The organism is Cobetia sp. L2A1 (assembly GCF_009796845.1).
Classification (GTDB): domain Bacteria; phylum Pseudomonadota; class Gammaproteobacteria; order Pseudomonadales; family Halomonadaceae; genus Cobetia.
Genome location: NZ_CP047025.1, coordinates 3,383,504 through 3,408,710 on the forward strand (window position 1 = coordinate 3,383,504; position 25,207 = coordinate 3,408,710).

At 59.4% G+C, this 25,207-nt stretch carries 20 protein-coding genes; 2 read left to right on the forward strand and 18 right to left on the reverse strand.

Annotation, left to right across the window (positions count from 1 at the left end):
* Positions 1-74 precede the first annotated feature (74 nt).
* The 5 genes from GQR90_RS14430 to GQR90_RS14450 all read right to left on the reverse strand — a co-directional run bounded on the left by GQR90_RS14430 (position 75) and on the right by GQR90_RS14450 (position 6,065).
* A complete protein-coding gene (locus GQR90_RS14430; protein ID WP_158774716.1) occupies positions 75-716 on the reverse strand; it encodes a nucleotidyltransferase family protein in 642 nt (213 codons plus the stop codon).
* Positions 713-1,753 (reverse strand): XdhC family protein, encoded by a 1,041-nt coding sequence (locus tag GQR90_RS14435; RefSeq protein ID WP_158774717.1) that lies wholly within the window; start codon positions 1,751-1,753, stop codon positions 713-715. The genes GQR90_RS14430 and GQR90_RS14435 overlap by 4 nt, the downstream gene beginning before the upstream one ends.
* A 107-nt stretch (positions 1,754-1,860) precedes the next feature.
* Complete coding sequence (locus GQR90_RS14440; protein ID WP_158774718.1) at positions 1,861-4,239, reverse strand: xanthine dehydrogenase family protein molybdopterin-binding subunit; 2,379 nt, start codon at positions 4,237-4,239, stop codon at positions 1,861-1,863.
* Positions 4,226-4,828: a (2Fe-2S)-binding protein gene (locus tag GQR90_RS14445; protein ID WP_158774719.1), complete on the reverse strand. Its 603-nt coding sequence runs from the start codon at positions 4,826-4,828 to the stop codon at positions 4,226-4,228. The genes GQR90_RS14440 and GQR90_RS14445 overlap by 14 nt, the downstream gene beginning before the upstream one ends.
* 514 nt (positions 4,829-5,342) lie before the next feature.
* Positions 5,343-6,065 carry a glutamine amidotransferase-related protein gene (locus tag GQR90_RS14450; RefSeq protein ID WP_158774720.1) on the reverse strand — a complete coding sequence of 241 codons (723 nt, stop codon included), beginning with the start codon at positions 6,063-6,065 and terminating at the stop codon, positions 5,343-5,345.
* A gap of 274 nt (positions 6,066-6,339) precedes the next feature.
* Here GQR90_RS14450 and GQR90_RS14455 point away from each other — a divergent pair, with 274 nt between their 5' ends.
* Positions 6,340-7,530: an MFS transporter gene (locus tag GQR90_RS14455; protein WP_158774721.1), complete on the forward strand. Its 1,191-nt coding sequence runs from the start codon at positions 6,340-6,342 to the stop codon at positions 7,528-7,530.
* Positions 7,531-7,623: 93 nt separating this feature from the next.
* Here GQR90_RS14455 and astB read toward each other — a convergent pair whose 3' ends face one another.
* The 8 genes from astB to GQR90_RS14495 all read right to left on the reverse strand — a co-directional run bounded on the left by astB (position 7,624) and on the right by GQR90_RS14495 (position 16,979).
* On the reverse strand, positions 7,624-8,985 hold the full coding sequence (gene astB / locus GQR90_RS14460) for an N-succinylarginine dihydrolase (RefSeq protein WP_158774722.1): 1,362 nt from the start codon (positions 8,983-8,985) through the stop codon (positions 7,624-7,626).
* A gap of 107 nt (positions 8,986-9,092) precedes the next feature.
* Positions 9,093-10,592, reverse strand: coding sequence for a succinylglutamate-semialdehyde dehydrogenase (gene astD, locus GQR90_RS14465; protein ID WP_158774723.1), 1,500 nt, complete (start codon positions 10,590-10,592; stop codon positions 9,093-9,095).
* 141 nt (positions 10,593-10,733) lie between these two features.
* Positions 10,734-11,765 (reverse strand): arginine N-succinyltransferase, encoded by a 1,032-nt coding sequence (astA, locus tag GQR90_RS14470; protein WP_158774724.1) that lies wholly within the window; start codon positions 11,763-11,765, stop codon positions 10,734-10,736.
* Complete coding sequence (locus GQR90_RS14475) at positions 11,765-12,826, reverse strand: arginine N-succinyltransferase (protein ID WP_158775552.1); 1,062 nt, start codon at positions 12,824-12,826, stop codon at positions 11,765-11,767. Before GQR90_RS14475 ends, astA begins: the two co-directional genes overlap by 1 nt.
* 11 nt (positions 12,827-12,837) lie before the next feature.
* Positions 12,838-14,058, reverse strand: coding sequence for an aspartate aminotransferase family protein (locus tag GQR90_RS14480; RefSeq protein WP_158774725.1), 1,221 nt, complete (start codon positions 14,056-14,058; stop codon positions 12,838-12,840).
* A 177-nt stretch (positions 14,059-14,235) separates the two neighbouring features.
* Positions 14,236-15,237, reverse strand: coding sequence for a GlxA family transcriptional regulator (locus GQR90_RS14485; protein ID WP_158774726.1), 1,002 nt, complete (start codon positions 15,235-15,237; stop codon positions 14,236-14,238).
* A 206-nt stretch (positions 15,238-15,443) separates the two neighbouring features.
* Complete coding sequence (gene fabV, locus GQR90_RS14490; RefSeq protein ID WP_158774727.1) at positions 15,444-16,646, reverse strand: enoyl-ACP reductase FabV; 1,203 nt, start codon at positions 16,644-16,646, stop codon at positions 15,444-15,446.
* Positions 16,647-16,808: 162 nt separating this feature from the next.
* On the reverse strand, positions 16,809-16,979 hold the full coding sequence (locus GQR90_RS14495; RefSeq protein ID WP_158774728.1) for a hypothetical protein: 171 nt from the start codon (positions 16,977-16,979) through the stop codon (positions 16,809-16,811).
* Between GQR90_RS14495 and GQR90_RS14500 the strand changes: the two genes are divergently transcribed.
* Entirely contained in the window at positions 16,978-17,382 is a 405-nt protein-coding gene (locus GQR90_RS14500) for a DUF7079 family protein (protein ID WP_158774729.1), read from the forward strand. The genes GQR90_RS14495 and GQR90_RS14500 overlap by 2 nt on opposite strands.
* A gap of 175 nt (positions 17,383-17,557) precedes the next feature.
* Here GQR90_RS14500 and GQR90_RS14505 read toward each other — a convergent pair whose 3' ends face one another.
* From GQR90_RS14505 to GQR90_RS14525, 5 genes are all read right to left on the reverse strand, one after another.
* Positions 17,558-18,226: a transglutaminase-like cysteine peptidase gene (locus GQR90_RS14505; RefSeq protein WP_199269436.1), complete on the reverse strand. Its 669-nt coding sequence runs from the start codon at positions 18,224-18,226 to the stop codon at positions 17,558-17,560.
* Positions 18,227-18,246: 20 nt separating this feature from the next.
* A complete protein-coding gene (locus GQR90_RS14510; protein ID WP_158774730.1) occupies positions 18,247-20,175 on the reverse strand; it encodes a bifunctional diguanylate cyclase/phosphodiesterase in 1,929 nt (642 codons plus the stop codon).
* A 68-nt stretch (positions 20,176-20,243) separates the two neighbouring features.
* The gene (locus GQR90_RS14515) at positions 20,244-21,551 is read right to left on the reverse strand and encodes a TolC family outer membrane protein (protein ID WP_158774731.1); all 1,308 of its coding nucleotides are present in this window, start codon (positions 21,549-21,551) and stop codon (positions 20,244-20,246) included.
* 33 nt (positions 21,552-21,584) lie between these two features.
* Positions 21,585-22,970, reverse strand: coding sequence for an HlyD family type I secretion periplasmic adaptor subunit (locus tag GQR90_RS14520; RefSeq protein WP_158774732.1), 1,386 nt, complete (start codon positions 22,968-22,970; stop codon positions 21,585-21,587).
* Entirely contained in the window at positions 22,963-25,137 is a 2,175-nt protein-coding gene (locus GQR90_RS14525; protein ID WP_233266334.1) for a type I secretion system permease/ATPase, read from the reverse strand. The genes GQR90_RS14520 and GQR90_RS14525 overlap by 8 nt, the downstream gene beginning before the upstream one ends.
* Positions 25,138-25,207: the final 70 nt, after the last annotated feature.

Genomic DNA, 25,207 nt, shown 5'->3' on the forward strand with positions numbered 1-25,207 from the left:
TCATCGTGACAGGGCATTTTTTGTTGAGACTGCTCGCAGCAAGGCTGCTCACATTGAAGACATGCGTGCGGTCGCTATTCGTAAAGCCCCGCCAGCATTGCAGGCGTATCGACGTCACGATGAATGCCAGCATCACAGACAGCCACCTCATGAAGGCAGTCACGGTGACAGGCAACCACCTCTCGCGCCCCATCTCCACATTCAAGCATGGCCAGTTCAGGCCAGAAGCGCCGCCCGAACACTACCGGATGGCCAGGAGCGCCCTCAAATACCGGTCGCACGATGCGCTCCTCACTCGCGTGAGCCTGCAATGTCTGCACCGTCGTTGCCGCCACCGCCGGCATGTCCGCCAGCCATACCGTTGCCGACGGTATATGCGCCAGTGAGTCATCTTCTGCCAACTGTCGAAAGGCATCTCCCACACTTGCGCCCAATCCCAGTACAGCATGTGGCGCACGCCAGACACTCGATGCATGAATGCGAGAAAACCGCTCTCCCAACAATGCCTTCACATCATCGTCTTCGCGCAGTATCAATCGCCACGGCATCTCGAGAGACATGACGCGCGCCAGCGTCGCCGTGAGCAAGCTCGTACCCCTTGAGCCCAGGCCACTCGGCAAGCGAGCAAGGCGCTTGTCGCTGCCGAAACGACGGCTCTGTCCCGCTGCCATCACCAGCACCACGCTATCGGCCGTCTCGACAATGGGGGGGCTCACAGTGCGTGACGCTCACGGCCACGACGTATGCGCACGATATCGGCCATCACCGCCAGGGCGATCTCGGCGGGTGTCTTGCTACCCAGATTCAGCCCGATCGGCATCACGATACGGCTGATCTCTCCATCATTCAGGCCACCGCTGCGGGCCAGACGCGCCGCACGCGCCTGCGAGGTGCGCAGCGATCCCATCACCCCGACGTAGAAAGCCGGCTGGCGCACGGCCTCGATCATCGCCAGGTCATCAATGCGCGGGTCATGGGTCAGTGCCACCACGGCAGTCGCCGCATGGCAGCCACCGGCAGCGATGAAGCGTGACGGTAGTTCACGACGCAGCCTGACACCGGTCAAGGGGGCATTGCGTGCATCCCAGCTCGCCAGCATTTCCTCACGCGGCTCGCAGATGATGACCTCGAACCCGAGGCTGACCGCAAAGGCGGCGCAGGCTTCCGCCACCGGCGACAAGCCCGCCAACAGCAGCCGCGCCACGGGACCGACCCGCAGCTGATAGCCGCTCGCCTGCCCGTTGGCGTCGTTCAGTCGCTCAACTCGCTCGCCCAGCCCACTGTCCTCTTCCAGCGCACGGCGTGACGTCTCGCCGAGAATGACATGACGCAGACGCGGGGTCTGGCCTTCGAGTGTAGCTCGCAGCGCCTTCAGATGGGCAATGTCGTCTTCGCAGGCCGTGAAACGCTCGACCAGCACCTCAAGCAGACCCCCACAGGGCAACTCGATACTCGCGCCCTGATGCCCTCCCTCACCGTAGCGGATGACCTGAGCGGCGGCGGTGAATTCACCTTTGGCGAGACGTGCGAGAAAGTCGTCCTCGACGCACCCACCCGACAGTGAGCCACGATGCAGTCCCTCACCGCGCGCCACCAGCCAGGCGCCGGGCTCCCGCGGCGAGGAGCCGAAGGTAGCCAGGACAGTACACAGCCAGATTGGCTCACTGCTTGGCGCACAGGCCCCCGTTTCGGACGCCGAGGATTCCAGCCACTCGATCGCCTGACAGATCACTTCAAGATCTAGATGCTGCATCGGGAATCTCTCATGTCAGAAGAATACCCCGTCTCAAAAGACAGAAAACCCGCCAGCCCGGAGTATCTCGGGGTGGCGGGCAATGCTATTGCGGGCGTCAGACGCGATCAGACGTCGCTGAGCGCCGCCTTGAGGGCTGCGGGACGCATCGGCAAATCACGCAGACGCACACCCACCGCGTGCTGGATGGCATTGGCGACTGCCGGTGCCACCACCGTGGTGCCCGGCTCGCCAAGGCCGACCGGCATCTCGGTGCTGTCGACGAATTCGAGATCCATCTGCGGCACCTGATGCATGCGCAGCGGCTGGTAGGCACCCAGATTCTGCGCGACTGGGCCACCGTCGCGATATTCGGTACCTTCGTGAAGGGCCATCGAGACACCCCACAGCAACGAACCCTCGAGCTGAGCCATGGCACCGTCGGGATGCGCCAGCGTGCCGGCATCGACCACCGTCGTCAGTTTCTCGAGCTTGACCTCGCCAGAGGCGCGATCCACCTTCACGCGCGCCACGCAGGCGACCCAGGTCGGCATGCTACGCTCCTGACCGAAGCTCAGCGCCACGCCCATTCCCGTGTCGGCGGGCAGGTTGTCACGCTCGCTCCAACCTGACTTTTCCATCACGCGCGTGAGCACCGCGCGCAGTCGCTCGGCACCACCGGTACTGACCGGTGCCTTGCCAGCGTTGCGGCCTTCAGCATCCAACAGCGAAAGGCGGAATTCGGCCGGGTCCTGCTTCGCGGCTTGCGCCAGTTCGTCGATGTGCTGTTCGACCGCCCACAGCGTCCAGCCCGGCGCGACGGAGCGCAAATAGCCCGGGATGAAGGCGTCATGGACCGTCTTGTTCTGCTGTGCCCACACCCGTTGGGTGCCGACGTTGTACCAGTGATCGGCGCCGCTGATGGAGAAGGAGTCCAGCTTGCCGCCGCCTTCGATGGCTTCTGCCAGGAAGGCCGGTATCAGCGCCGCCGTCGGCCAGCCAGCCGCCGCGGCATGCTCGGATGCCACGACACGCCCGTTGGCATCGAGGCCGGAACGCAGACGCTGCACCGACGGTGAACGCACACAGTCGAAACGGCTATCGTCAGCGCGCGTGAAGATCATCTTCACCGGGCGTCCCATTGCCTTGGCCGCCAGCGCTGCTGGTACTGCGTAATCACCATGCAGGCGGCGCCCGAACCCCCCCCCCAGATACAGCTGATGATGGGTGACCTTGCCGTCGTCCAGCTCCAGTGCCTTGGTGACCAGTGCCGTCAGCTGGGACTGCTGCTGATTGCCGCAGTGGATGTGCCAATGGCCATCCTCTTCGTAGGCCAGCGCATTGGCCGGCTCCAACGTGAAGTGCAATACGCTGGACGTGGTGAAGGTGGAGTCCACCGTGGTGACAGCCCCTTTGATAAAAGGCGCAGGGTCGCCCTGGTCTACCAGCAACGAGCCATTGTCACGACTCGGCGCGCTGACCAGACGCTGGCCCTCGTCCTGCATCATCGTCTCATCGATATGGTAGCTATCGCCCTTGCTCCACTCGACCTTGAGCAGATCAGTGGCACGCATGGCCGCCGAGAAATTATCGGCGATGACGGCCAGCCAGCCCTGACAGATACCGGACGGGTCCTTGAGCTCGATGGTCTGACGATAGCCGATGACCTTCTGAGCCTCACTGTCATCCACGGCCGTGACCTTGCAGCCAAAGCGACTCGGTGGCATGACCGGGCGCGCATGCAATGTCTTGCCGACACGCGCTTCCACATCGGCAGGCAGGGTGTAATCGATGCCGTAGACCGCCTGGCCGTTGGTCTTGGCGGGTACGTCCAGCGCATTGCCCTTGGTGCCCAGCACCCGACGCTCAGATGCCGGCTTGAGCTCAATGGCTGCAAGCTCATCTTCCGAGAAGCTGCGCTCCAGTCCTGCAGCAATGATCTCACCGTAACCCAGTGACTGCTCGCCGCTGATGACACGGCCCTTGCGTGCCTTGCAGCTATCGACGGACACACCCATCTGCTTGGCACCCGCTTCAATCAGTGCGAAACGCCCCGCAGCGCCGGCTTGCGATAGCGGCTGATAGCTATGATTCACCGACCAGCTGCCGCCGGTGATCATGTAGCCCCACTTGGGGTCGCTATCGACATATTCGACTTCCACGGACGCCAGATCGGCTTCAAGCTCCTCGACCACCAGGCGCGCCAAACTGGTCGCGACGTGCTGCCCCATCTCGGCCTTGGTGATGTGCACGGTGACGGTGCCGTCGATGGCGATGGCATACCACATGGTCGGCTCGAAGCCACCTGCCGCCAGCGTCTCGCTGGTCGAGTTCCCGGTACTGGCTGCCGCCCAGGATACGCCGGAAACACCGAAGGCCATCATCGCGGAACCGGCTACGCTACCAATCAGGAAACCACGCCGCGTGATACCGCTCTGGCCCGGCTTGTGCTGCGCTGCAGCCTGTTCGCGCTGGTGCTTGGCCAGCGTATCTTCAAACCTTGCCATGAGACGACTCCTCGGCGGTAGAACGGATAGCGCTCTCATCGACAGAGGCGGTAGCACGCGGATCAAAGCTGCCCACACCGGCAGTCGCCGCCGTGGCGTCGGTCTGCTGACCGCTCGTCTGAGCAGTGGCACGTTCATTGGCGATGTTGGCGGCACGCTTCACGGCACGGTGGATACGCACGTAGGCCATGCAGCGACACAGGTTGCCGGCCATGGCGGCGGTCACCTGTTCATCGGTGGGGTTCGGCGTGTGCTTGAGAAAGTCGGCGGCCTGCATGATCTGACCGGACTGGCAGTAACCGCATTGCGGCACCTGCTCTTCGACCCAGGCCTGCTGGAGCGGATGATCGTCGTTGTCGGCCAGCCCCTCGATGGTGACGATATCGCCACCTTCGGCCGCCAGCACCGGCAGTACGCAGGTGCGCGCCGCAGTGCCGTTAAGATGCACGGTACAGGCGCCACACTGGGCAATGCCGCAACCGAACTTGGTTCCGGTCAGACCGAGATGCTCGCGCAGCACCCACAGTAGTGGGGTTTGCGGGTCGACCTCGAGACTGACGGCCTTGCCGTTCAGAGTAAAGTTGGCCAAGGGGCTTCTCCTCAGGAGCGTGAAACAAAAACGTGAAATCAGGCAGCCACATCGTCCGCGACACTTTTCGCAGTCAGAGATGTACCCGGACAGACATGGGGGACAAAACGGTCATACCTCGATGACGATGTCATCGGGCATGCATCAAAGCGCATATCGAGACTATCGAGCTGCTGAGCATCGGTGTCAGGAAACCGACGACGCACAGCATGTCCATCAGCTCAGGCAACACCTCGGCAGCGGAATTCTACAGACCCTCGACTGCCGGTGGGGATGCGTGGCAGGCAACAGTGTGATGCCTGCCACGCAGAATACCCAACGCAAGACGCCACCCCGCTGTTCCGCGAGATGGCGTCTTGCGTCTCATGCTGCCCAGTATAGCGGCTGAGGCGAGCGAACATGTAGAAGCTGTACAAGAAACTGCGTAAAAACCGCGGTATCTCGAGACAAGAGCCGCTACCGTCAAGACTGTCAGTACGTCAGATACGTCGCGTGGAGGTATCGAGCAACAGACTCAAGCGACAGACATCCTGTCTTGCCAATACCGCATGAAGGCCAGCAGCCAATGCGTCATCACCACGCTGTCTGGCTCGACGCTCAATGAGGCCTCGCCCTCGCGTACGCGATGCTCGCCGATACGCTCACGCCGCAGCTGCATCAGATCACGCGAGTAGCCGGGACTGAATTCCGGATGTCCCTGCACCCCCAGACAGCTGCCGACTTCCAGCAGGTAGTAAGCACAGAAGCTGCTGTCGGCGAGTACCTGAGCGCCCTCGGGCAGCTCTGCCACCTGATCCTGATGACTGACGACCAAGTCCAGCCCCGACTGGGCCGGCTGCATCCACGGGCGCTGCTCTCGCACGCGGTTGAACGACAGGCCGACGCCCCAGCCACGCGCATGCTGCTCCACGCGACCACCCAGCGCCTTGGCGATCAACTGATGGCCAAAGCAGATACCCACCAGTGGTATCTGCGCCGCGTGCACCTGCCGCACGAACCCACACAGCCCCTCAACCCAGTCGAGACCATCATTGACCCCGCACTGCGAACCGGTGGTCAGCCAGCCATCACAGGCGGAAACGTCATCCGGCAACTCGCCCTCCAGACACCGCCACACACTGAGGCGAATCGACGGATCCACCCGCTTGAGCAGCGTCTCGAACATGGCTGGGTAGTTGCCGTGACGCTCGATCAATGCCGGGTTCACGTCATCGCATTGCAACAAGCCAATATGCATCGCTACCTCCCAAAGCCTCATGGCGCACGGGCCTGAGACACCCTCAAGATGTGGGCCTGAATTGATGTCACCAACCTCGCACCATCGCTCACCAAGCGAACGTATTCCTGCAAGGCTGACAGCGCTGTCGCTTATGCTACCGCTACTGACGTAATCGGGACGCGCCCTTTGATGAGAATAAAGTGAAATACATCGATCACGCGCTAAAGATGATCTTTCGTCCACGGACAGCGGCATAGGCAATCACGATGATAACGACAGAGGTGGGCCAGACATGCAACTGAACTGGAAGGCAGCAATTGCATTGGCCGCGCTGATATTGGCGATCAATACCGGCGCGCGACAGGCAATGGGCTTCATGCTGCCGCCGATGGCGAGCGAACTGACCTGGGGGATGGGTAGCCTGTCCTTTGCGTTGGCCATACAGAATCTGGTATTTGGCCTGTCAGCGCCGATTGCCAGCAAGCTGTCAGATCGCTTCGGCACGCTGAGCATCTTCCTGGTCGGCAGTCTGTGCTACGCGGTGGGCATGGGCATCACTGCCATCTGGCCAACGCCGACGGTGTGGATGCTGGGGGCCGGGGTCCTGGCCGGCATCGGCATCGGGGCCACCACCTTCCCGCTGGTGCTGGCAGCCGTCACTCGCGTGGTACCGATCGAACATCGGGGGCTGGGGCTGGGCATCGCCTCTGCCGGTGGCTCGCTGGGACAGCTGATCTATTCCGTCGCCACGCCGATACTGGTACTGATCGACTGGAAGGTCGCGATGTTAGCACTGGGCGCAAGCTGTCTGTTGTTGATTCCGCTGGCGCTCCCCCTGCTGCGTCGGCCGGCACCCGGCAGCCAGCCAGAACTTGAAGACCTGCCCATCGAGTGTCCGCTATGGCAAGACCGCCGCTTTCTGGCGCTGGCCGGCGGCTTCTTCGTCTGCGGCGTGCATGTCGCCTTCATCGCCACTCACCTGCCCAACTTCGTGGTCGCCTGCGGGCTGCCGCTGAACGTGGCAGGCAATACCCTGGCCATCATCGGGGCGCTCAACATCGCCGGTACCATCTGTTTCGGTGCCTGGGGCGGACGGCGTCACCCACCGCAGCTGTTGATGCTGATCTATCTGTGCCGCGCAGCCCTGGTGATGGCGATGGTGGTCATCCCGCCAACCAGCGCCCTGCTTTACACCTTCGGCGCGATCATGGGCGTGCTGTGGCTGTCCACGGTGCCGTTGACCAGTCAGGCGGTCGCGCTCTACTTCGGTCAGAAGCGTCAGGCCTTCGTGTTCGGCATGGTACTGGCGGCCCACCAGATGGGCGCTTTCCTCGGCGCATGGGGCGGTGGCGTGGTCTATCAGATGACCGGCAGCTATGACCTGCTGTGGATCTCCAGTGGCGTCTTGGGCCTACTGGCAGCGCTTGTTCATTGGCCGGTGCGTCATGAACCCAGAAGAGTCTTGCAGCCCCAACTGGCATGAGTGAATGAGCGAGCGATAGATGTTAGCCACGAAAAAGCCCCCATCGGCATCCGGTGGGGGCTTTTTTCTGATAGCGACGCTCGGCTCACGCGCTCAGCGCTGGAAGGCGTACACGCTGCCAACCTTCAATAGCTGCGTCAGCTCATCAAGTGCGGTGAGTGTCTCTTCCGCCAGTCGTGGATCTGCCAGATCAGCCGGTGTCAGGCTGTCGCGGTAATGACGATTGACCCAGCCGCTCAGCTCGCCGTGCAAGGTGTCATTCATCAACACGCGGCCTGAGAGTGCTGCGCGCTCGGCATCACTCAGCACGACACGCAGACGCAGACATGCCGGGCCACCGCCATTGCGCATGCTCTGCTTGACGTCTTTCACCAACACTTCGCCAATGGGATTCGGCCCCGCCAGAATTGCACTCTGCAGCGCATTCCACACCGTTTCATTCTCCTGACACTCACCCGGCACCACCAGCGTCATGCTGCCATCGTCGTTGGAGAGCAGCTGCGAGTTGAACAGATAGGACGACACGGCGTCCTCGAGACTGACCGCCTCCACCGGGACGCGTATCGGTATCAGCGGCGTGGAAAGCTTGGCGCGAATCTCGTCGAGTACCGCCTCCTCATCGCGGAAGGCCAGCTCGTGGTAGAACAGCACCGAGCCATTGCCTACCGCAATCACGTCGTTGTGAAAGACACCTGCATCAATGGCATCCGGATGCTGCTGCGCGAACACGGCCTGAGCGTCGCTCACGCCATGCTGACGTGCCACGGCCTGGCTGGCTTCCAGTGTCTGGCGTGCTGGATAGCGGTGTGGCTCGACACCATCGCCACCGAAGGCCTGACGGCCATAGACGTAGAGGTGCACGCCCGGCCCGCCATGGCCATCGCACAGCCGCGTGTGATTGGCCGCGCCTTCATCGGAAAACGCGGGAGTGGCAGGCAGTGCGGCGTGATGCGCAAAGTGAGCATCATCGGCAAAGATGGCCCCCAGAATACGTCCGGTGGTCGCGGGCTCCAGATAGCGGTGGAAACTCGACTGCAGATTGGCGGGCGTGAAATGCACCCGCCCATCACCACTGTCGCGTGATGGCGTGACGGTAGCGGCATTCGCCGTCCACATGCTGGAAGCGGAGCACACCGCGCGCAACAGCTGTGGCGCCTGCTCACTGGCGGCCTTCAAGACGTCGGCATTGCTACCGCTGAAGCCCAGGTCCCGCAGCGCGCCGAGATCCGGGCGCTGCTGCGGCAGCAGAACCCCCTGTGCATAACCCAGATCCGCCAACGACTTCATCTTGTCCAGGCCTTGCAGGGCTGCTTCACGTGGATTGGAGGCTAGGCCGCCATGACGCATCGACGCCACGTTGCCGTGGGCCAACCCGGCGTAATTGTGCGTCGGGCCGACCAGGCCATCAAAATTCACTTCACGAAAGCCCGCGATCACGCGAGAGGCATCAGACATGGATCTCTCCTGACACGACGCCGCGGCGCCATGCTCATCAATGGGGGGTTATGGCGCTCTCAGGCCACCCTCGGCACACATTCACTTCGAGTCGTATTCGCCTCGAGTCACAGACGAATACCGGCGGGCAACGTATCCGGCAGCACCAGACTATCCGCTTCCATGGAGGCAACCGGATAGCTGACGTAGTCGGCCGCGTAATAGGCGCTGGGACGATGATTGCCGCTATCGCCGATACCACCGAAGGGAGCATCACCGGAGGCGCCGGTGGTCTGACGGTTCCAGTTGACGATGCCCGCGCGGATACGCAGCAGGAAGTCATCCCAGTCAGCACGCTCACCCCCGATCAGCCCCGCCGACAGGCCGTAGCGGGTATCGTTGGCCAATGCGAGAGCTTCATCCCAATCCTGATAACGATGCACCTTGAGTAGCGGACCGAAGAATTCTTCATCCTCAAGTGTCAGGCCAGTGACATCGATAAGCGCTGGGCTGAGCAGGCTGGTGCCCTCCGCCACACGCTGCATGCGCACGATGACATTGCCACCCAGCGCTTCAAGATCACTCTGGGCCTTGAGCAAACCATCAGCGGCCGCCACGCTGGCCAAACCACCGTAGAACGGGGTGTCTTCATCAAACTGACCGCCCACGCGCAGCTCGCGCAGGGCCGTGGCCAGGGCCTCGATGAGACGATCACCGACCTCACCCACCGGCACCATCAGACGGCGCGCACAGGTACAGCGTTGGCCACCGGAGGCAAATGCCGATTGGATGATGGCAAGCACGACTGCCGCTTCATCCTGCACGTCGCGCACCACCAACGGGTTGTTACCGCCCAGCTCAAGCGCCAACAACTTGCCGACCTGACCCGCAAACTGACGATGCAGTAACTTGCCGACCTTGGCGCTGCCGGTGAACAACAGTCCATCGATGCCTTCGGACTGGGACAGCGCCTGGCCTACCTCTGCCGCGCCCTGCACCAGATTGATCACGCCTGCCGGCAAGCCGGCGGCCTCCCAGCATTGCAGGGTGAGATCAGCGGTGGCTGGGGTCAGTTCAGAGGGTTTGAACACGCAGGTATTGCCCGCCAGCAGCGCAGGCACCATATGCCCGTTGGGCAGATGGCCCGGGAAGTTGTAGGGGCCGAAGACCGCCATCACGCCATGCGGACGATGGCGCAGCACCGCCTGGGTGCCAGCGACATCCTTGCTACGCTCGCCGGTACGCTCGTGATAGGCCTTCACCGAAATCGCGATCTTGGCCATCATTGCGCCGACTTCGGTGCGCGCTTCCCAGAACGGTTTGCCCGTCTCGCTGGCAATGCTGGTCGCCAGGGCTTCACGGTGTTGCTCCAGCTGCTCGCGGAAGCGCTCCACCACGACCAGTCGTGCCTCAAAGCCGAGCTTCGCCCACGCAGGGAATGCCTGCCGCGCGGCTGCGACAGCATGCTCGACCTGGTCTGCACTGGCAGCCTGTGCTTCCCACAACGGTGCGTGAGAGACAGGGTCAGCCTTGGCAAAGGAAGCCGCTTTACCCGGCAGCCACTCACCACCGATGTAAAGCTGCTGACGCACAGCGAGCGTGGCAGAAGTCGAAGTCGTATCGGTCATGGCTTGCCTCATGGAGATGGCGCGTCGCCGAAGCGACGCTGACGAAAGGGGGACGAGGTGGTGGGTGTACCTCCCCGTGAAAGTCGGTGTGAAGGCCGATGCCTGAATCAACCCGAGAACAGAGAAGAGCCCGTGCGAATCTCAGCCGGCCAGCACGCGCAGGTAATCTCCCGCGGCAACCGCTAGCCGCCCAGCTTCATCACGATGGAGGCGAACATGGCATTCGCCATCGTCATCCTGCGTGACACCATGGCTGATCCAGCTGGCGCGGAAGTCCGCCATTGAGGTAGTGGACGCCATGATGGAGGGCCGTTCAGTTGCGGGGGCATTGCCTTCTATCAGCTCGACGCGGGCCAGCTGACTGTCACGCACGGCGCGCACATCATCGATATAGGCTTCCACTGTCGGCCCGCCATCGAAGATGTCGACGTAACCTTCCCAGCGCAGCCCTTCCTTCTTGAGCATCGCCACTGCCGGCCGAGTGTGCTCGTGCACCTGGCCGATGGCAGCGCGAGCAGGCTCGGACAGGAACGGCGTGTAGATGGGAAACTTGGGCATCAGCTCGCCGATGAAGCTCTTCTGGCCCATGCCGGTGAGGCGATCGGCCTCTTCGAAATCCATCGGGAAGAAGTGGCTGCCCAGGCACTCCCAGAAAGGACTACGCCCTTCGGGGGTAAATACGCCACGCATCTCGGCCAGCACCTTGTTCGGAAATACCTCACGAAACTGAGCCATGAACAACCAGCGCACCTTGGAAAGCAGCGCACCATTGCGATCACGTCGCCAGTCTTCACGCAGAAACAGCGAGCAGACTTCAGCGTTACCAGTGTGGTCCGAACACAACGTCAGGGTGTCCAGGGTGCGATGGAGATTCAGCTGCACCGAGGAGTGCGCCAATGACCCCAGCCGGTAGTGATAGAACGGTGCATCGCTGCCGACACAGGCTTCGATGGCGCAACACCCGGCGATACTGCCGTCGCTGTCGTCTTCCAGCACGAAGAAGTAAAGTCGGTCTTCGGACTTTTCGCGGGCCTCGAAGGCCGCCAGCGTGCGTTCTATCTTGGCGATCAGAAATTCATGATTGTCGGGAAGCGAGGTGAAACCGACGCCAGTTTCGCGCGCCAATACCTTCAGCCCTTCAATATCGTGTCGGGCAATCGGACGAATACGCATCACAGCTCTCCTTCGTCGACAGCCGGCAACGGCATCGGCACTGCCAAGACGGCACGCCCTTCTTCCACACCCAGTATTTCGGCCTGCTCTGGCGTCAGCATCAGCTGCCCTGTCGGCGTCAGTGCATAACGCGCCAGTACGCAACGGAACCCGCCCAAGTGCTGATTGGCAACCATCGCTGGCACCGCATCCGGCAAGCTTTCTGCAGGACGGATACGCACTGGATGCCAACCACAATTCGCGAAGGTGTGCAGGCGTTCACGTTCAGCCAGCAGCAAGGGTCCGGCATCAAAGATGTCGACATGGCGTGAGCGCGAGAAGCCCTCCGCCAGCATCTCTTGCATGGCATATTCGTGGCGCTGGTTCTCACGCCCGATGGCGGCGCGCGCCTGCGGCGTGAGCAACGGCAGATAGAGCGGAAACGGTGGCATCACCTCGGCAATGAAACTCTTGGAGCGTATGCCTGCCATCTGATTGATTTCATTGAAATCACGATCAAAGAAATGCTGGCCAACGCTATCCCAGAACGGACTGATCTGACACCCGTCACGCATTTCCAGATAGCCCGGAAAAGCCACCGCCAGCTCACTGGCGAAACGCTCGGGATACTGAGCGATGAACATCAAGCGCGCACGTCGCAGCAAGCTGTCGGCATCTGTCTCGCGATAGCGGGCATCCAGCGACAAGGCACACAGCAGCGTCGCGTCCGAGACCTCATGAGACAGTGCCAGTGTCTGCACTTCATGGCGGACATTGAGCTGCTGGGAGGCGTGAATCAGCGTTTCCTGGCGGTAGGTGTAATAAGCCTCGCGCGCGCCTGCCTCGGCGCGCAGAGAGGCAGTGCCTACCACTTCTTGCGTTTCAAGATCTTCCAACACGAAACAGTAGGTTTCATCACCCGGGAAATCGATCTCGGCACGTAGACTGCGCTGGGAGCGCGTAATGCGCTCCTCAAGACGATCACGATGTGGCGGCAGATTGGTCAGTCGTGGCGTTGCCGTCGCCGCGAGCCGCTCAAGTGCAAGCAGATCGCGACTCTCGGCAGGACGCACGACCAGCATCGGCGCACTGTTCATGCCGATGCAGTGCCAGAGACAAAGTTCGCCACGGCGAGTTCGAGTTTATCGAGCCCACTCTGGATCTCGTCTTCACTGATCACCAGTGACGGTGCGAGACGCAACACGTCAGGACCGGCGATCAGCACCATCAGGCCTTCCGCCATCGCCAGATTCAGGATGTCCTTGGCGCGCCCTGCATAGCCTGGCGCCATCTCGGCACCGATCAGCAAGCCCATGCCGCGCACTTCCTTGAAAACGCCGTGATGATTGCCGATGGCTTCAAGTCCCTTGCGCAGCAGCTCGTGACGATACGCAACACCGGCGAGCACTTCGGGGGTGTCGATGGTTTCCAGCGCCGCGAGACCGACGGCACAGGCCAGCGGGTTGCCGCCATAGGTGGAACCGTGCGTACCGATGGCCATCGCCGGCGCGATACGGTCAGTCGTCAGCATTGCGCCCAACGGGAAGCCGCCACCGATGCCCTTGGCAGTGGTCAGGATGTCCGGCACCACGCCAAAGTGCTCATAAGCGTAGAGACGGCCAGTACGACCGGCACCACTCTGCACTTCATCAAAGATCAACAAGGCATCGTGCTGGTCACACAGTTCACGCAGGCCCTCAAGGAAGGATTGATCCCCTGGAATGATGCCGCCCTCACCCTGCAGCGGCTCGACGATGATGGCGCAGGTATCGTCGTCCATCAGCTCACGCACGGAGTCGAGGTTGTTGAATTCCGCGTGCAGGATGCCCCCCGGGATCGGACCGAAGCCCTGAGAGTACTTGGGCTGTCCGCCGACGCTGACGGTGAAGAAGGTGCGACCATGAAAAGACTGACGGAAGGAGATGATCTTGTCCTTCTTCTCGCCATGCTCGTTGTAGGCGAAGCGACGGGCCAGCTTCAGGGCAGCTTCGTTGGCTTCCCCACCGGAGGAGCAGAAGTAGACCTTGTCGGCGAAGGTGCGCTCGGTCAGCGCCTTGGCCAGCGCCAGCGCAGGCTCATTGGTATAGACATTGGACAGGTGCCAGACCTTGTCGGCCTGATCCTTCAGCGCCTTGACCAATGCCGGGTGGCAGTGGCCCAGAGAGGTGACAGCGATACCGCCCGCGAAATCGATGTACTCACGACCCTCCTGATCCCACAGACGGCTACCCTCACCGCGCACCGGAATGGCAGCCTGGGGTGCGTAGTTAGGCACCATGGCATGATCGAAATCGGCACGGGTCAGCTGGGTCATCGTCTCTTCCTCATCGCAGGGTCGGACCGGGGCGCTGATGGCACACAGCAATCCCTCGGGCTATGACACTCGAGTATAGGGAGACAACGTGACAATGACTTTCAGGGAAAGGACGGCGACTTATGTCAGGTGACGGCTTTTACCTGCAAGACGACCCATTATCTGCAATACGACCAATCAGCCGTGCTGAATGAGACGTTCGTCGCGGGGGCTGCGCCCGAAATGATTGCGGAAGGCAGTGGAGAAATGGGCGGCGCTGGAGAAACCCGTCGCCAGCGCGATCTCACCAATCGGCTGATCGCTCTCACGCAATAGCTGACGCGAACGTGCAAGGCGCAGGTCGAGATAGTAGCGACTGGGTACGGACTGCAGGTGCTTCTTGAACAGCCGCTCCAGCTGACGCCGCGAGATACCGAGATGCTCGCCGATCTCGTGCGTGGTAAGCGGCTCCTCGATATTGGCTTCCATCAGCGTGACGGCCTCGACCAACGGCTGCGGCGCGTGAGCAAAGCGGTTCTTGAGCGGCACATGCTGTGGCTCATCGGCCAGGCGAATACGCTCACAGACGAAGTGCTCCGATACCTTCTCGGCCAGCTTGCGGCCGTGATGCTGCGCGATCAACGTCATCATCATGTCCATCGCCGCGGTACCGCCACCACAGCTCAGGCGGTCCCGGTCCAGCTCATAAAGCTGATGAGATACCCGTACCTGTGGGAAATCACGCCGAAAGGACTCTGAACGCTGCCAGTGCACAGTAACGCGATAACCATCGAGCAGGCCGGCGCGCGCCAGCTCCCGCGTGCCGGTAGAGATCCCCCCCAATGTCACACCGCGTTCAGCGAGTCGCTTCAGCCATGTCAAGAGAGTGGGATCAGTGGCCATCACTGGCAGTCCGCCTTCACCGACTGGCTGACCACCACACACAAATAACGTGTCCAGATGGCGGGCATCGCTAGCTACCAGACTATCAGGCGCTAACGAGAGCCCAGCCGCCGAGGTAACGCCGCGCCCGTCGATGCCAAAGGTGACGGCGCGATAGAGCGTCTGCCCTGCAAGCTGATTAGCCACCTGCAGAGGCTCCAGCGCACAGGCCTGAGACAGTAATGAAAAGCCGGGCAGCAGGACAAAGCCAATCTGGCGCTGCTGCGCCTTGGGAGAAACCAGTGCATCCACAGGCATGGGAATCCGTCAGGGTCCTTCAGGGGCTGTCATGAGGGAGAACGCCATATTGTGCCACGCCTGCCCCGCCCTGCGCGTCGCAAGTGAGTCAGCGAGTGAAAATCGACGATCCATGATCGAAAACGCCACCCCGAAGGGTGGCGCTTCATTACACCGCACCAAGTGCGGCTCGCGCATTGCTTCTGCGCGTCCTGTCTCTCAATCAATTACATCTGAACCACATCGAATTCGACATCAGTGGCGACATCAACATCGTAGTCAACATCATCTCGCGTGAAGCCGAACAGCTTGAGGAATTGCTGCTTGTAGCTGGCATAGTCTGTGATATCGAACAGATTGTCGCTGGTGACCTTCGGCCACAGTTCCTGACAGGCCTGCTGAACGTCATCACGCAGCTCCCAATCGTCCAGGCGCAGACGGCCAGACTCATCGGTCACGATATCACCGTCACCGTAGAAGCGATCAGCGTAGAAGCGGTTGAGCTGCTCGATGGTACCTTCGTGCAGGCCCTTCTCCTTCATGATCTTGTAGACCATCGAGATATACAGCGGCATGACCGGAATCGCGGCGCTCGCCTGAGTCACCACGGACTTGAGTACGGCGACGTGTGCGCGTCCACCACGAGCAGAAAGCTTGTCGTGAATGCTGCCAGCAGCGCGGTCAAGATCTTCCTTGGCGCGACCCAGTGCACCATGCCAATAGATCGGCCAGGTGATTTCGGTACCGATGTAGCTGAAGGCCACTGAGCGAGCACCTTCGGCCAGCACACCAGCCTCGTCCAGCGCCTGCATCCACAGCTCCCAATCCTGACCACCCATCACGGTGACGGTATCGTCGATTTCCTGCTCGGTAGCAGGTTCGACTTCCGCCTCGATGATGACATCCTTGTTGGTGTCGATGGCAGTTGCGCGGTAGGTCTCACCAATCGGCTTGAGCACGGAACGCTTGAGCTCACCGCTGTCCGGCATCTTGCGCACCGGAGAGGCCAATGAGTAGATGACGAGATCGACTTCGCCCATGTTGGCCTTGATCAGCTCGATGGCCTTGGCGCGCGTCTCGTGGGAGAAGGCGTCGCCATTGATCGCCTGGCTGTAGAGGCCTTCAGCCTTGGCGAACTTGTCGAAGGCGGCAGAGTTGTACCAGCCCGCGGTGCCGGCCTTCTTCTCGGTACCCGGCTTCTCGAAGAAGACACCCAGGGTGTCAGCGCCGTAACCGAACGCTGCCGTGATACGCGCCGCGAGGCCGTAACCACTGGAGGCACCAATCACCAGCACCTTCTTCGGACCGCCGTCACGCTTGTCACCGACGGTCTTGCGGGTGATGGCGATCTGTTCGGCAACGTTCTGCTCGCAGCCCTTGGGATGAGTAGTGGTGCAGATGAAGCCGCGAACCTTGGGTTTGATGATCACGTAAAAACCTCGTTTGCTGTTGGCCCGGCGTGTACCCGCCGATGCTGATACCCGCTCCGCGATAGCGGCAACTCATGGCTGCCTGCCGATATCGGAGCGTATCGTGAGTATGGCGTTCGAATCGGATAAAACCGGCATTGAAACCAGCTTCTGGGCGCTATTCTAGCGATTGTCGGCCACGCTGTCCGCCCCGACCACGCTATCCACCTCAGTCCAGTGAACAACTGGAGCCAGGTAGGGCCGCTGCCGTATCATGATGTTCTTCTCTTCGTATTCGTCTGACGTCCATTCGTGCCTGGCATGCTGGACCCCGGCTTCAGGATGTCCCGCCATGAACGATCACCTCGCACCCGATGTAGCAGCCCTGCTCGAACGCCGCCAGGATGTCTGGCTGGCGTTGTCGCCACTCTGGCTGGAACGCGATCCACGTGAAGCCGATTATCAGCACATGGCGGAGGTCGTCGAGGCGCAAGGCATCGGCTTTCGCGAACTCGAGCAACTTTATCGACTGGAAATGGCACCGGTGCTGGTACGTGAACAGGTCGGCATGACGCCCAACTTCAAGGGCTTCGACGACAGCCGTCTATTGTCACGCTTATTGCAGCACACCCATCGCTTGAGTCGCGGCCGTCGCCTGTTCTGGCTCCTGTTTTCGGGCCTTGCCACCATGCCCAGCCGTCACCGTTACGGCAACCTGATCGAAATCCTCTACTTGCGGGGCAATACGCCAGAGTAGTCCGTCAAAAGGATGTCGCAAGGAATCAGTATTGCCGAAGCTGCGCTCGACCTGACATCGCTCAACCGTATACCTGCCACGCAATATCAACAGCAAAAACGCACAGCGCCCCGTGATCTTGAGGTCACGGGGCGCTGTGCGTTTTCATACCTGCCTGTCATGACTGCCATCCAGCTCAAGGGCGCTTACGCAAGGGGACTCTGAGCACGCCATCTGCCCGACGTTTCTGCCAATCAGTCAAACTTGATAGTCCTCGACTGTCACTGATCCGCTCCCCGCCTTCAAGTCGCTTGCTCATCCACAATGCACTGCCATTGAAGCTGTAGATGGGCAGTAGATCCGTCCGCTCGCTAGCCGGCAAGATTGAGCTATTCAGATTATCGAGCACATCAGGATTGCGCGTATTCGCCGCCTGATAGGTCACCACCATATGAAACTGATTGAGACGCAACGCCTTGACGTAATGCAGACGAAGCGAGCTCTCAGGCACATCCAGCTCGCGCAGTGTCAGGTATTTCGCCATCGCAAAGTCATCGCAATCACCGGCACCGGCACCCAGGAACTCCTGCGGCGTTGCCCAGTAATCCTTCCGACCCCAGACACTGATGTCATCGGTGAAACGCAGGCGATTGAAGAAGTCATTCACTTCTCTCAACTGGCGCCTCACCGGTACACCCTCAAGGCGATTCATCAACTGATGCCACTGCTGCACACGTGTCCAGCCGCCAGAGCCGTATATCTCGATAAAGCGTCGCGCATCAACCGCTTGCGCCAGGCCCGCTCCTACCAAGAGAGACAACCACAGCCAGACCACCAGTCCCTTCCACCAGCGACGATGAGTCATGACGAGGCATCCTTTGCCACTCAGCGAGTATTTCTTTCCATGACATCAACGGCAGGCGATACGTAACCCTGATAACCATCAGCACCGACAGACATGACACGTGCCTGGTCCGCTGTGGACTCAACACGCGTGACAATGACCTTGGATTCAACCTGATGCGCCGTCATGCACAGACTCTGCAGTAGCTCGGTATCGACATCTTCACGCTTGAAGAACGCCTGATCGATCTTGACGTAATCCGGGCGTAGTGCAGACAAATACTTCAACTCCTTCAACTCACGTGCAAAGCGATCGATACCGCCACGTGCACCTAGTCGACGTGCACGACGGAACAGCGTCTTGACGCGCTCTTGATACCGCAGCGCAATACTCTCTGACACTTCGATATCGAGGCGCTGACAGACACTCGGATGCGCACTCAACCAGTTGAGCAACCCGACGAAACTAGCCTCGTCATCAAAGGTTTCTCGCGTCAGGTTGAGAGCCAGACGTGGCGCTTGAATCCTGTCGATATGCATCGCCAGCCATTCCAGTGCTCGCAGATCGAAGCGCGCCCCAATACGGAAGTGACGGATAACCGGCAGGAAATCACCAGCCCGATGTAGCTCATCTCCTTCGCGCAGGCGTGCGAACAACTCTCGATGTAGCTCGGTGCCATCATTCAGCAATACAGGCTGCGCCACGAAATCGAGTCCATTGTCAGCGTCCAGCGCCGTTTCGATGACATCCCGCCATTCGCCACGCGGACGGGCCTGGCCACCCTCCGGTGCCAGCCCGACTTCACTGCCCTCTTCAATAGCCTGCAGCAGCGTGGCATCGGCAATCGTGTACATCTGCGTACGCAGCATGCCCGGCTCACGTCGAACTGCACCGATGGCACAGCTGATATACGGGGTTTCAGCCAGTGGGTTGGCATCCAGCAAGCTATCAATATCGCCTGCCAACTCACCCAGGAAAGTCCGGAGGGTGGCTTCATCAACTTCCGGCAACAACAACCCGAAATCATAGTTACCCAAGCGTGCAGCAACGATCGGCTCGCCTTCGAGCTCACACTGCTCAAGGGTCTGAGCAATTCCGCGAATCAAGGCATCACGCCCTTTATAACCCTGCTCGTGATAGACCTCTTCAATGTGTGCAGCGCGCAGCAAGACAAAGCTTCCACCCAGTGGTTCGCTCAGCCATTCATCGACGGCACGATTGAGATAACCACGATTGCCAAGCCCAGACACCGAATCCTGCTCAGCTTGGCGCTGGAGACGCGCCAATTGCGCAGCTTGTGCCTCGAACTGGGTCTGCAGCCGCTGCCCAAGACGATTGACCGCTGAGGTAATCCCCTTGAGTTCCGCGACACTCGTCTCTTCCAGCGGTGCATCAAAACGCTGGGTTTCCATCTCATTGAGGCGATTGGATAGACGATCGAGCGGTCGCAGCAAACGTCTCATCACCACGGAGGCGATCAGCAAGCAAAATAGCCCACCCAATAACAGCCAAAGCCCGAGGCGCTTGGCTAACGCCCAGAGCTGATCATGCCCTTGAGCAGGCTCGCCCGTCAGACTGATGGTTCCCAGCGATGCCCAGCCACCAGGCAATTCACGACTTACCGTTTCCACCTGGATGGGTATCATTTCACGGAACCACTCAGGGGCCAGACTCTCACGCTCAATATCAAACGCAATGGGCGCGGGTATCGCAACACTTTCCAGTCGAACATCCCGGACGTATCCACCATCCAGGGTGGCACGAATCAATGCTTCTGCACTGGCCGCATCACCAAGCTCAACATGCGGCACCAGTGCAAGACTCAAGCTCTGGGCAAGGTTCGAGAGTTCGACTCGCTGTCGTTCGGCCAGTGCATCTCGGGTGTTGTTGACCTGAATGAAGAAGATACCGAAGGAAAAGACCAACAGTAGCAACAACATCAAGGTAAACAGGCGGCGCGAAAGACTCATCTGATTTCCTCATCAGCCGTCGGCATATGGGCCACGGCACCACTTGTCAAAGTGACACCGTGAGTCACTCAGCCCTGTTGTTGGACTGGCACGGAAACACTCATGGAATCCAGTAATGCCCCGGTCGCGGACAGCAGGCGATAGTTGGCAGTTTCCAGATCAAATCGAGCACGAATCAGATTCTGCTGCGAGGTGAAAAGCTCACTCTCGCTGTCCAGTAGATCCAGCAACGTACGACGGCCGATATCGAACTGCTTGCGATAGCTCTCACGCGTATCCGTGGCTGCACGCACGTAGCTTTCGAGATAATCGATCTGACGTTTGAGGTTCTCGCGGGCATTCCAGGCCAGACGAATTTCGTCACGGACATCACGTACGACACGATCATTATCGTGCTCGACGGTTTCCAGTGCCGCCTGACGACCGCGAATTTCAGACTGGTCACGTCCGCCGCGATAAAGGTTGTAACTCATGACTAGCTCAACGCTCCAGTCATCGTCTCCACTATCTTCCTGATCGTAATCATCATTCAGCGTGCGATTACCTTCGAGGCTGAATTCCGGATAGTAATCGCCCTTCTCAGCATTCACTTCATGACGTGCGGCATCGATGGACACTCGTGCCGACGCCAATAGCGGATTACGCTGATTGGCTTGCTCGTAGGCACTATCAACATCAGCACTGATCAGGCTGGTATCAATCGTTGGCAAGCTCAATTCAGACGGTTGCTCACCGACCAGACGCAGATAGGCTGAACGCGAGTCTTCAAGATTGTTCTGTGCCGACAGTACGCTGGCTTCTGCATTGGCCAGGCGACCATCTACCTGACGTACATCACTACGCGCACCAAGACCGGAATCAGCCCGACGTCCGATATCGCTGGAGATACGCAGGTGAGCATCGAGATTCGCTTGTGAATACTTGAGGATCAGCTCATCACGCATGACCTCCAAATAGGCACCAGAGGTATCCAGTGCAATATCGTTGGCTTCTGCAGCGACTTGAAGACGCTGATAATCGGCTTCCGTTTCTGCCTGACGAATCCGCTCCAACGTTGTGTCGCCATCCCACAGCAACTGGCGAATGGTCAGATCAAGACGGCGATAGTCATGCCAATCATCGTAATCCGTGGAATTATCGCTTTCCGCATCAAACTTGCCGTAGCCCAGTCGCGCAGTTAGATCGACCGTCGGGCGATAGGCACCACGCTGGGTTTCAGCCTCTTCAAGACGCTGGATGTGGCGTGAAACCTGAAGGCGCGTACGCGGATTATCCATCACCGCCTTCGAGACAGATTCTTCCAGTGTCAATGCCGATGCCTGAACGCTGACGCTAACCCCTGCTATAACGCTTAGCGCCAAGAGTGTCTTTTTCATTATGATTTATCCTTTAGCACATCTTGCCCTTGATCAACGTTCACGCAAGGCACCTTGCCTGGCGCGCAAAATTGGTTTCATCAGATATTGCAGTACGGTTTGCTCACCAGTGATGACATCGACACTGGCCTGCATGCCCGGAATAATCGTGAGGGGGTCTGCTTCGGTGCCAAGATGATTGAACTCAGTCAATACCTTGATCTCGTAGAAGCTATTGCCCTCCTCATCCTGCACGGTGTCCGCACTGATTTGCTCAACCTTGCCCTCAAGACCACCGTATATGGTGAAGTCATAGGCCGATAGCTTGACTACCGCAGGCTGCCCAATTCTCAGGAAGCCAATGTCTTTGGGTGCTACCCGAGCTTGAACCAGCAACTGATCTTCGATGGGAACGATCTCCATCAAATCTTCACCAGGCTCAATCACGCCGCCAATAGTATTGATATTCAGCGTTTTAATGGCGCCCTGAACCGGAGAAGTCACCAAAGTACGATCAAGACGGTCCTGAAGACTGGTACGCCCTTCACGTAAACGACCAAGATCTGCCTGAGTTTTGGCAAGTTCATCTGCCGCACGCGAGCGGAACTCCTGCGCAACACCAACGCGATTTGAAATCGCTTCATCCAGTTCGGACTGTTTACCAGGCACCGCGATACGCGCTGATTCAAGATCACCACGCAGGTCATTCACCTCGCGCTGAATCTTGAGTAAATCGACTTGAGACACCACCCCTTCACGCACGAGTGGTGCTGTCATGCCCAGCTCACGTCGTGAGAGCTGGTAGCTGCGATCAAGGCTATTGATACGAGACTTCAGCTCTCGAAGCTCCTGCTCTTTCTGAAGAATCTGCTCTCGTGAGCCATTCAACCCGCTATTCAATTGGTTGAGGTGCGTACGATATGCAGTCATGGCGCGAGACACCAACGCCGGGCTTCGTGCCTTGAAATCATCATCAAATGGCAATGCCGTATTATTCACCACCACTTGACTCTTCCAGTCAGGGGCAGAGGCATCAACCTCGATGGAGGATAGCTCGGTATCGTATTGCATGATGGTCGCTTGCAGGCCATCAAGCGTCGATACCCTCTCCCGTAAATCAGAGCCAGCACTCGTATCATCGATCCGAAGCAGTGGCTCACCCGGTGAGACGATTTGACCTTCCTTGACGTAGATTTCGCGCACGATACCACCTTCAAGGTTTTGCACGACCTGAAGGTGTGTTGATGGCACGACTTTACCGGAACCACGCGTCACGACCTCAAGGCTTGCCTGACTGGACCAGATGACAAATATGGCGATGAAGGCCAGCACCATCCAGATCAGGATGCGTGACTTCCACGGCGTCGCGAGCAATACCGCGGAACTGACATCATCCAGATGGTGAAGATCGCGCTGTTCAATCGGTGCCTTATCAGCCACGTTTCACCTCCTGAGGACGGCCAGCAACACGCCCTTCATTCAGTGCATTTAGCACCTTCTCCTTGGGCCCATCAGCAACGACGCGTCCCGCTTCCATCACGATCACACGATCGACCACGTCCAGCATGCTGCTCTTGTGCGTGACGAGCACCATGGTTTGACTACGTGGCAATGACTTGAGCATGCGTCGCAGACGTAGCTCTGCGCGGTTATCCATATGGGATCCGGGCTCATCCAGCAGCAGTAATGGTGGGCGCATCAGCAGTGCACGTGCCAGCAAGACTGTCTGCCGTTGGCCGCTGGAGAGCATGCGTCCACCCTCACCGACCTGACGATCCAATCCTTCCGGGTGATGGCGTGTGAATTCGGTCACGCCGGCTGCGTCCGCCGCGAGATCAATCTGAATGTCACTGGAATGTGGCTGCCCTAGCGTGATGTTGTCGCGAATGGAACCAAAGAACAGCGCACTATCCTGGCCCGCATGGCCAATGTGGCGACGGACATCAGCAGGATGCAGCTGATTGAGGTCCAGGCCATCGATTCTCACGCTACCGGCGGTAGCGCGATACAGCCCGCAGATCAGGCGCTGCAAGGTACTCTTACCGGCTCCGATACGACCGATGATTGCCACTCGCTCGCCAGGTTCGATACTCAGAGAAATATCCGTCACGGCTGGAGGAGTATTGGGTGCATAGGCAAAGCCAACACGATCGAACTCGATACGCATCTGAAGCTGTTCACGATGCACATAACGGCGATCTTCAGCCTCTTCTGGTAGCGCCATGATCTGATCCAGTGCCCCCATGGCACTTCGCGTCTGCCCGATACGCGTGATCAACAATGCCAGCTGGCCAAGCGGCTGTAGTGCACGCCCGGAGAGCATGACAGCGGCAATCAACCCACCGACAGACAGACGTGCATCAGCAATCAGATAGACCCCGTAAACCACCAGTGCAACGGTAGTTGCCTGAGTGAGCGACATGCTTAGCGAACTGACCGATGTCGTCAGGTTGCGGCTTTTCACTCCCCAATGAGCGATCTGCCCGACGGCACGCTCATAGCGACGCTGGGTTTCTCCCTGAGCATTGGCCAGCTTGAGACTCTCCAGGCCAGATACTGCTTCCACAAGGCGAGCATTGCGCTCTGTCGCCAGGCGTGAGCCTTTCTCGATACTGCTACGAAGTGGTTTCTGAATCGCGAGGCTATAGATCATCAAGATGACCAACGCTGCCAACGGCACAAGTACCAATGGGCCAGCCACAATCCAGATGATCAGCAAGAAGAGCAAGGCAAAGGGCAGATCGACCAGCGTAGATAGCGTTGCAGAGGTGAAGAACTCTCGAATCGAGTCAAATTCTTGCAGGTGCTTGACGTATCCCCCCACTGAACCGGGCCGCGATTCCATCCGCAGATTCATGGTCTTGGCAAACAGCTTCGAAGTCAGCAGCACTTCGGATTTCTTGCCCGCTGTATCCATGAAATAGGCGCGCGTCTGCCGCATCACGAAGTCAAAGATCATGATGATTGCCATGCCAGTCGCCATGACCCATAGCGTATTGAACGCAAGGTTAGGCACGACCTTGTCATAGGCATTCATCACGAACAGTGGCGATGCAACGGCAAACAGATTGATCAGAACAGAGGCCAGGATCACATCGCGATAGATGGGAGCCGACAGTTTCAGCGTCGACCAGAACCAGTGCCCATCACTTTGCTTGAGCGTTTCTGGCGCACGCTCATCAAAACGATGCTCCTGCTTCATATAGACAACGCGACCATCGTGACGCGAGGCCAATGTCTCGATGTCCACTAGCTCGTCGCCATCAGCCTCAGGCTGGTGGATACGTGCCTTGCCGGTATCCTCGTCGACCTCAAGCAAAACGACAGCACGGCCCTCGTTCAGCATCAAGATACACGGCATCAACATATCGCTGATGGCCGTGATCTTCTGGCTGACCAGTTTGGCGCTCAGGTTAGCTCGCGCTGCAGCACGATCGATGAGTGCCAAGGGTAAACGCCCTTCCTCCATTGGCAAGCCATCGACCAGTACAGCGGCAGACCTTGGATTCCCGTGATAACGCGCCATGAAGACCAACGCATTCAGGAGGGGGTCGCCCTCCTTTTCTCCAACGGGGTCTGGTCTTAGTGGCGTGGGTTGATCACTCAACCTGTCCTCCTTAGTGGGGCACTTCGTAGGCGACTATACGATGAGTCTAATGCAGGAATGGGAGATAGCC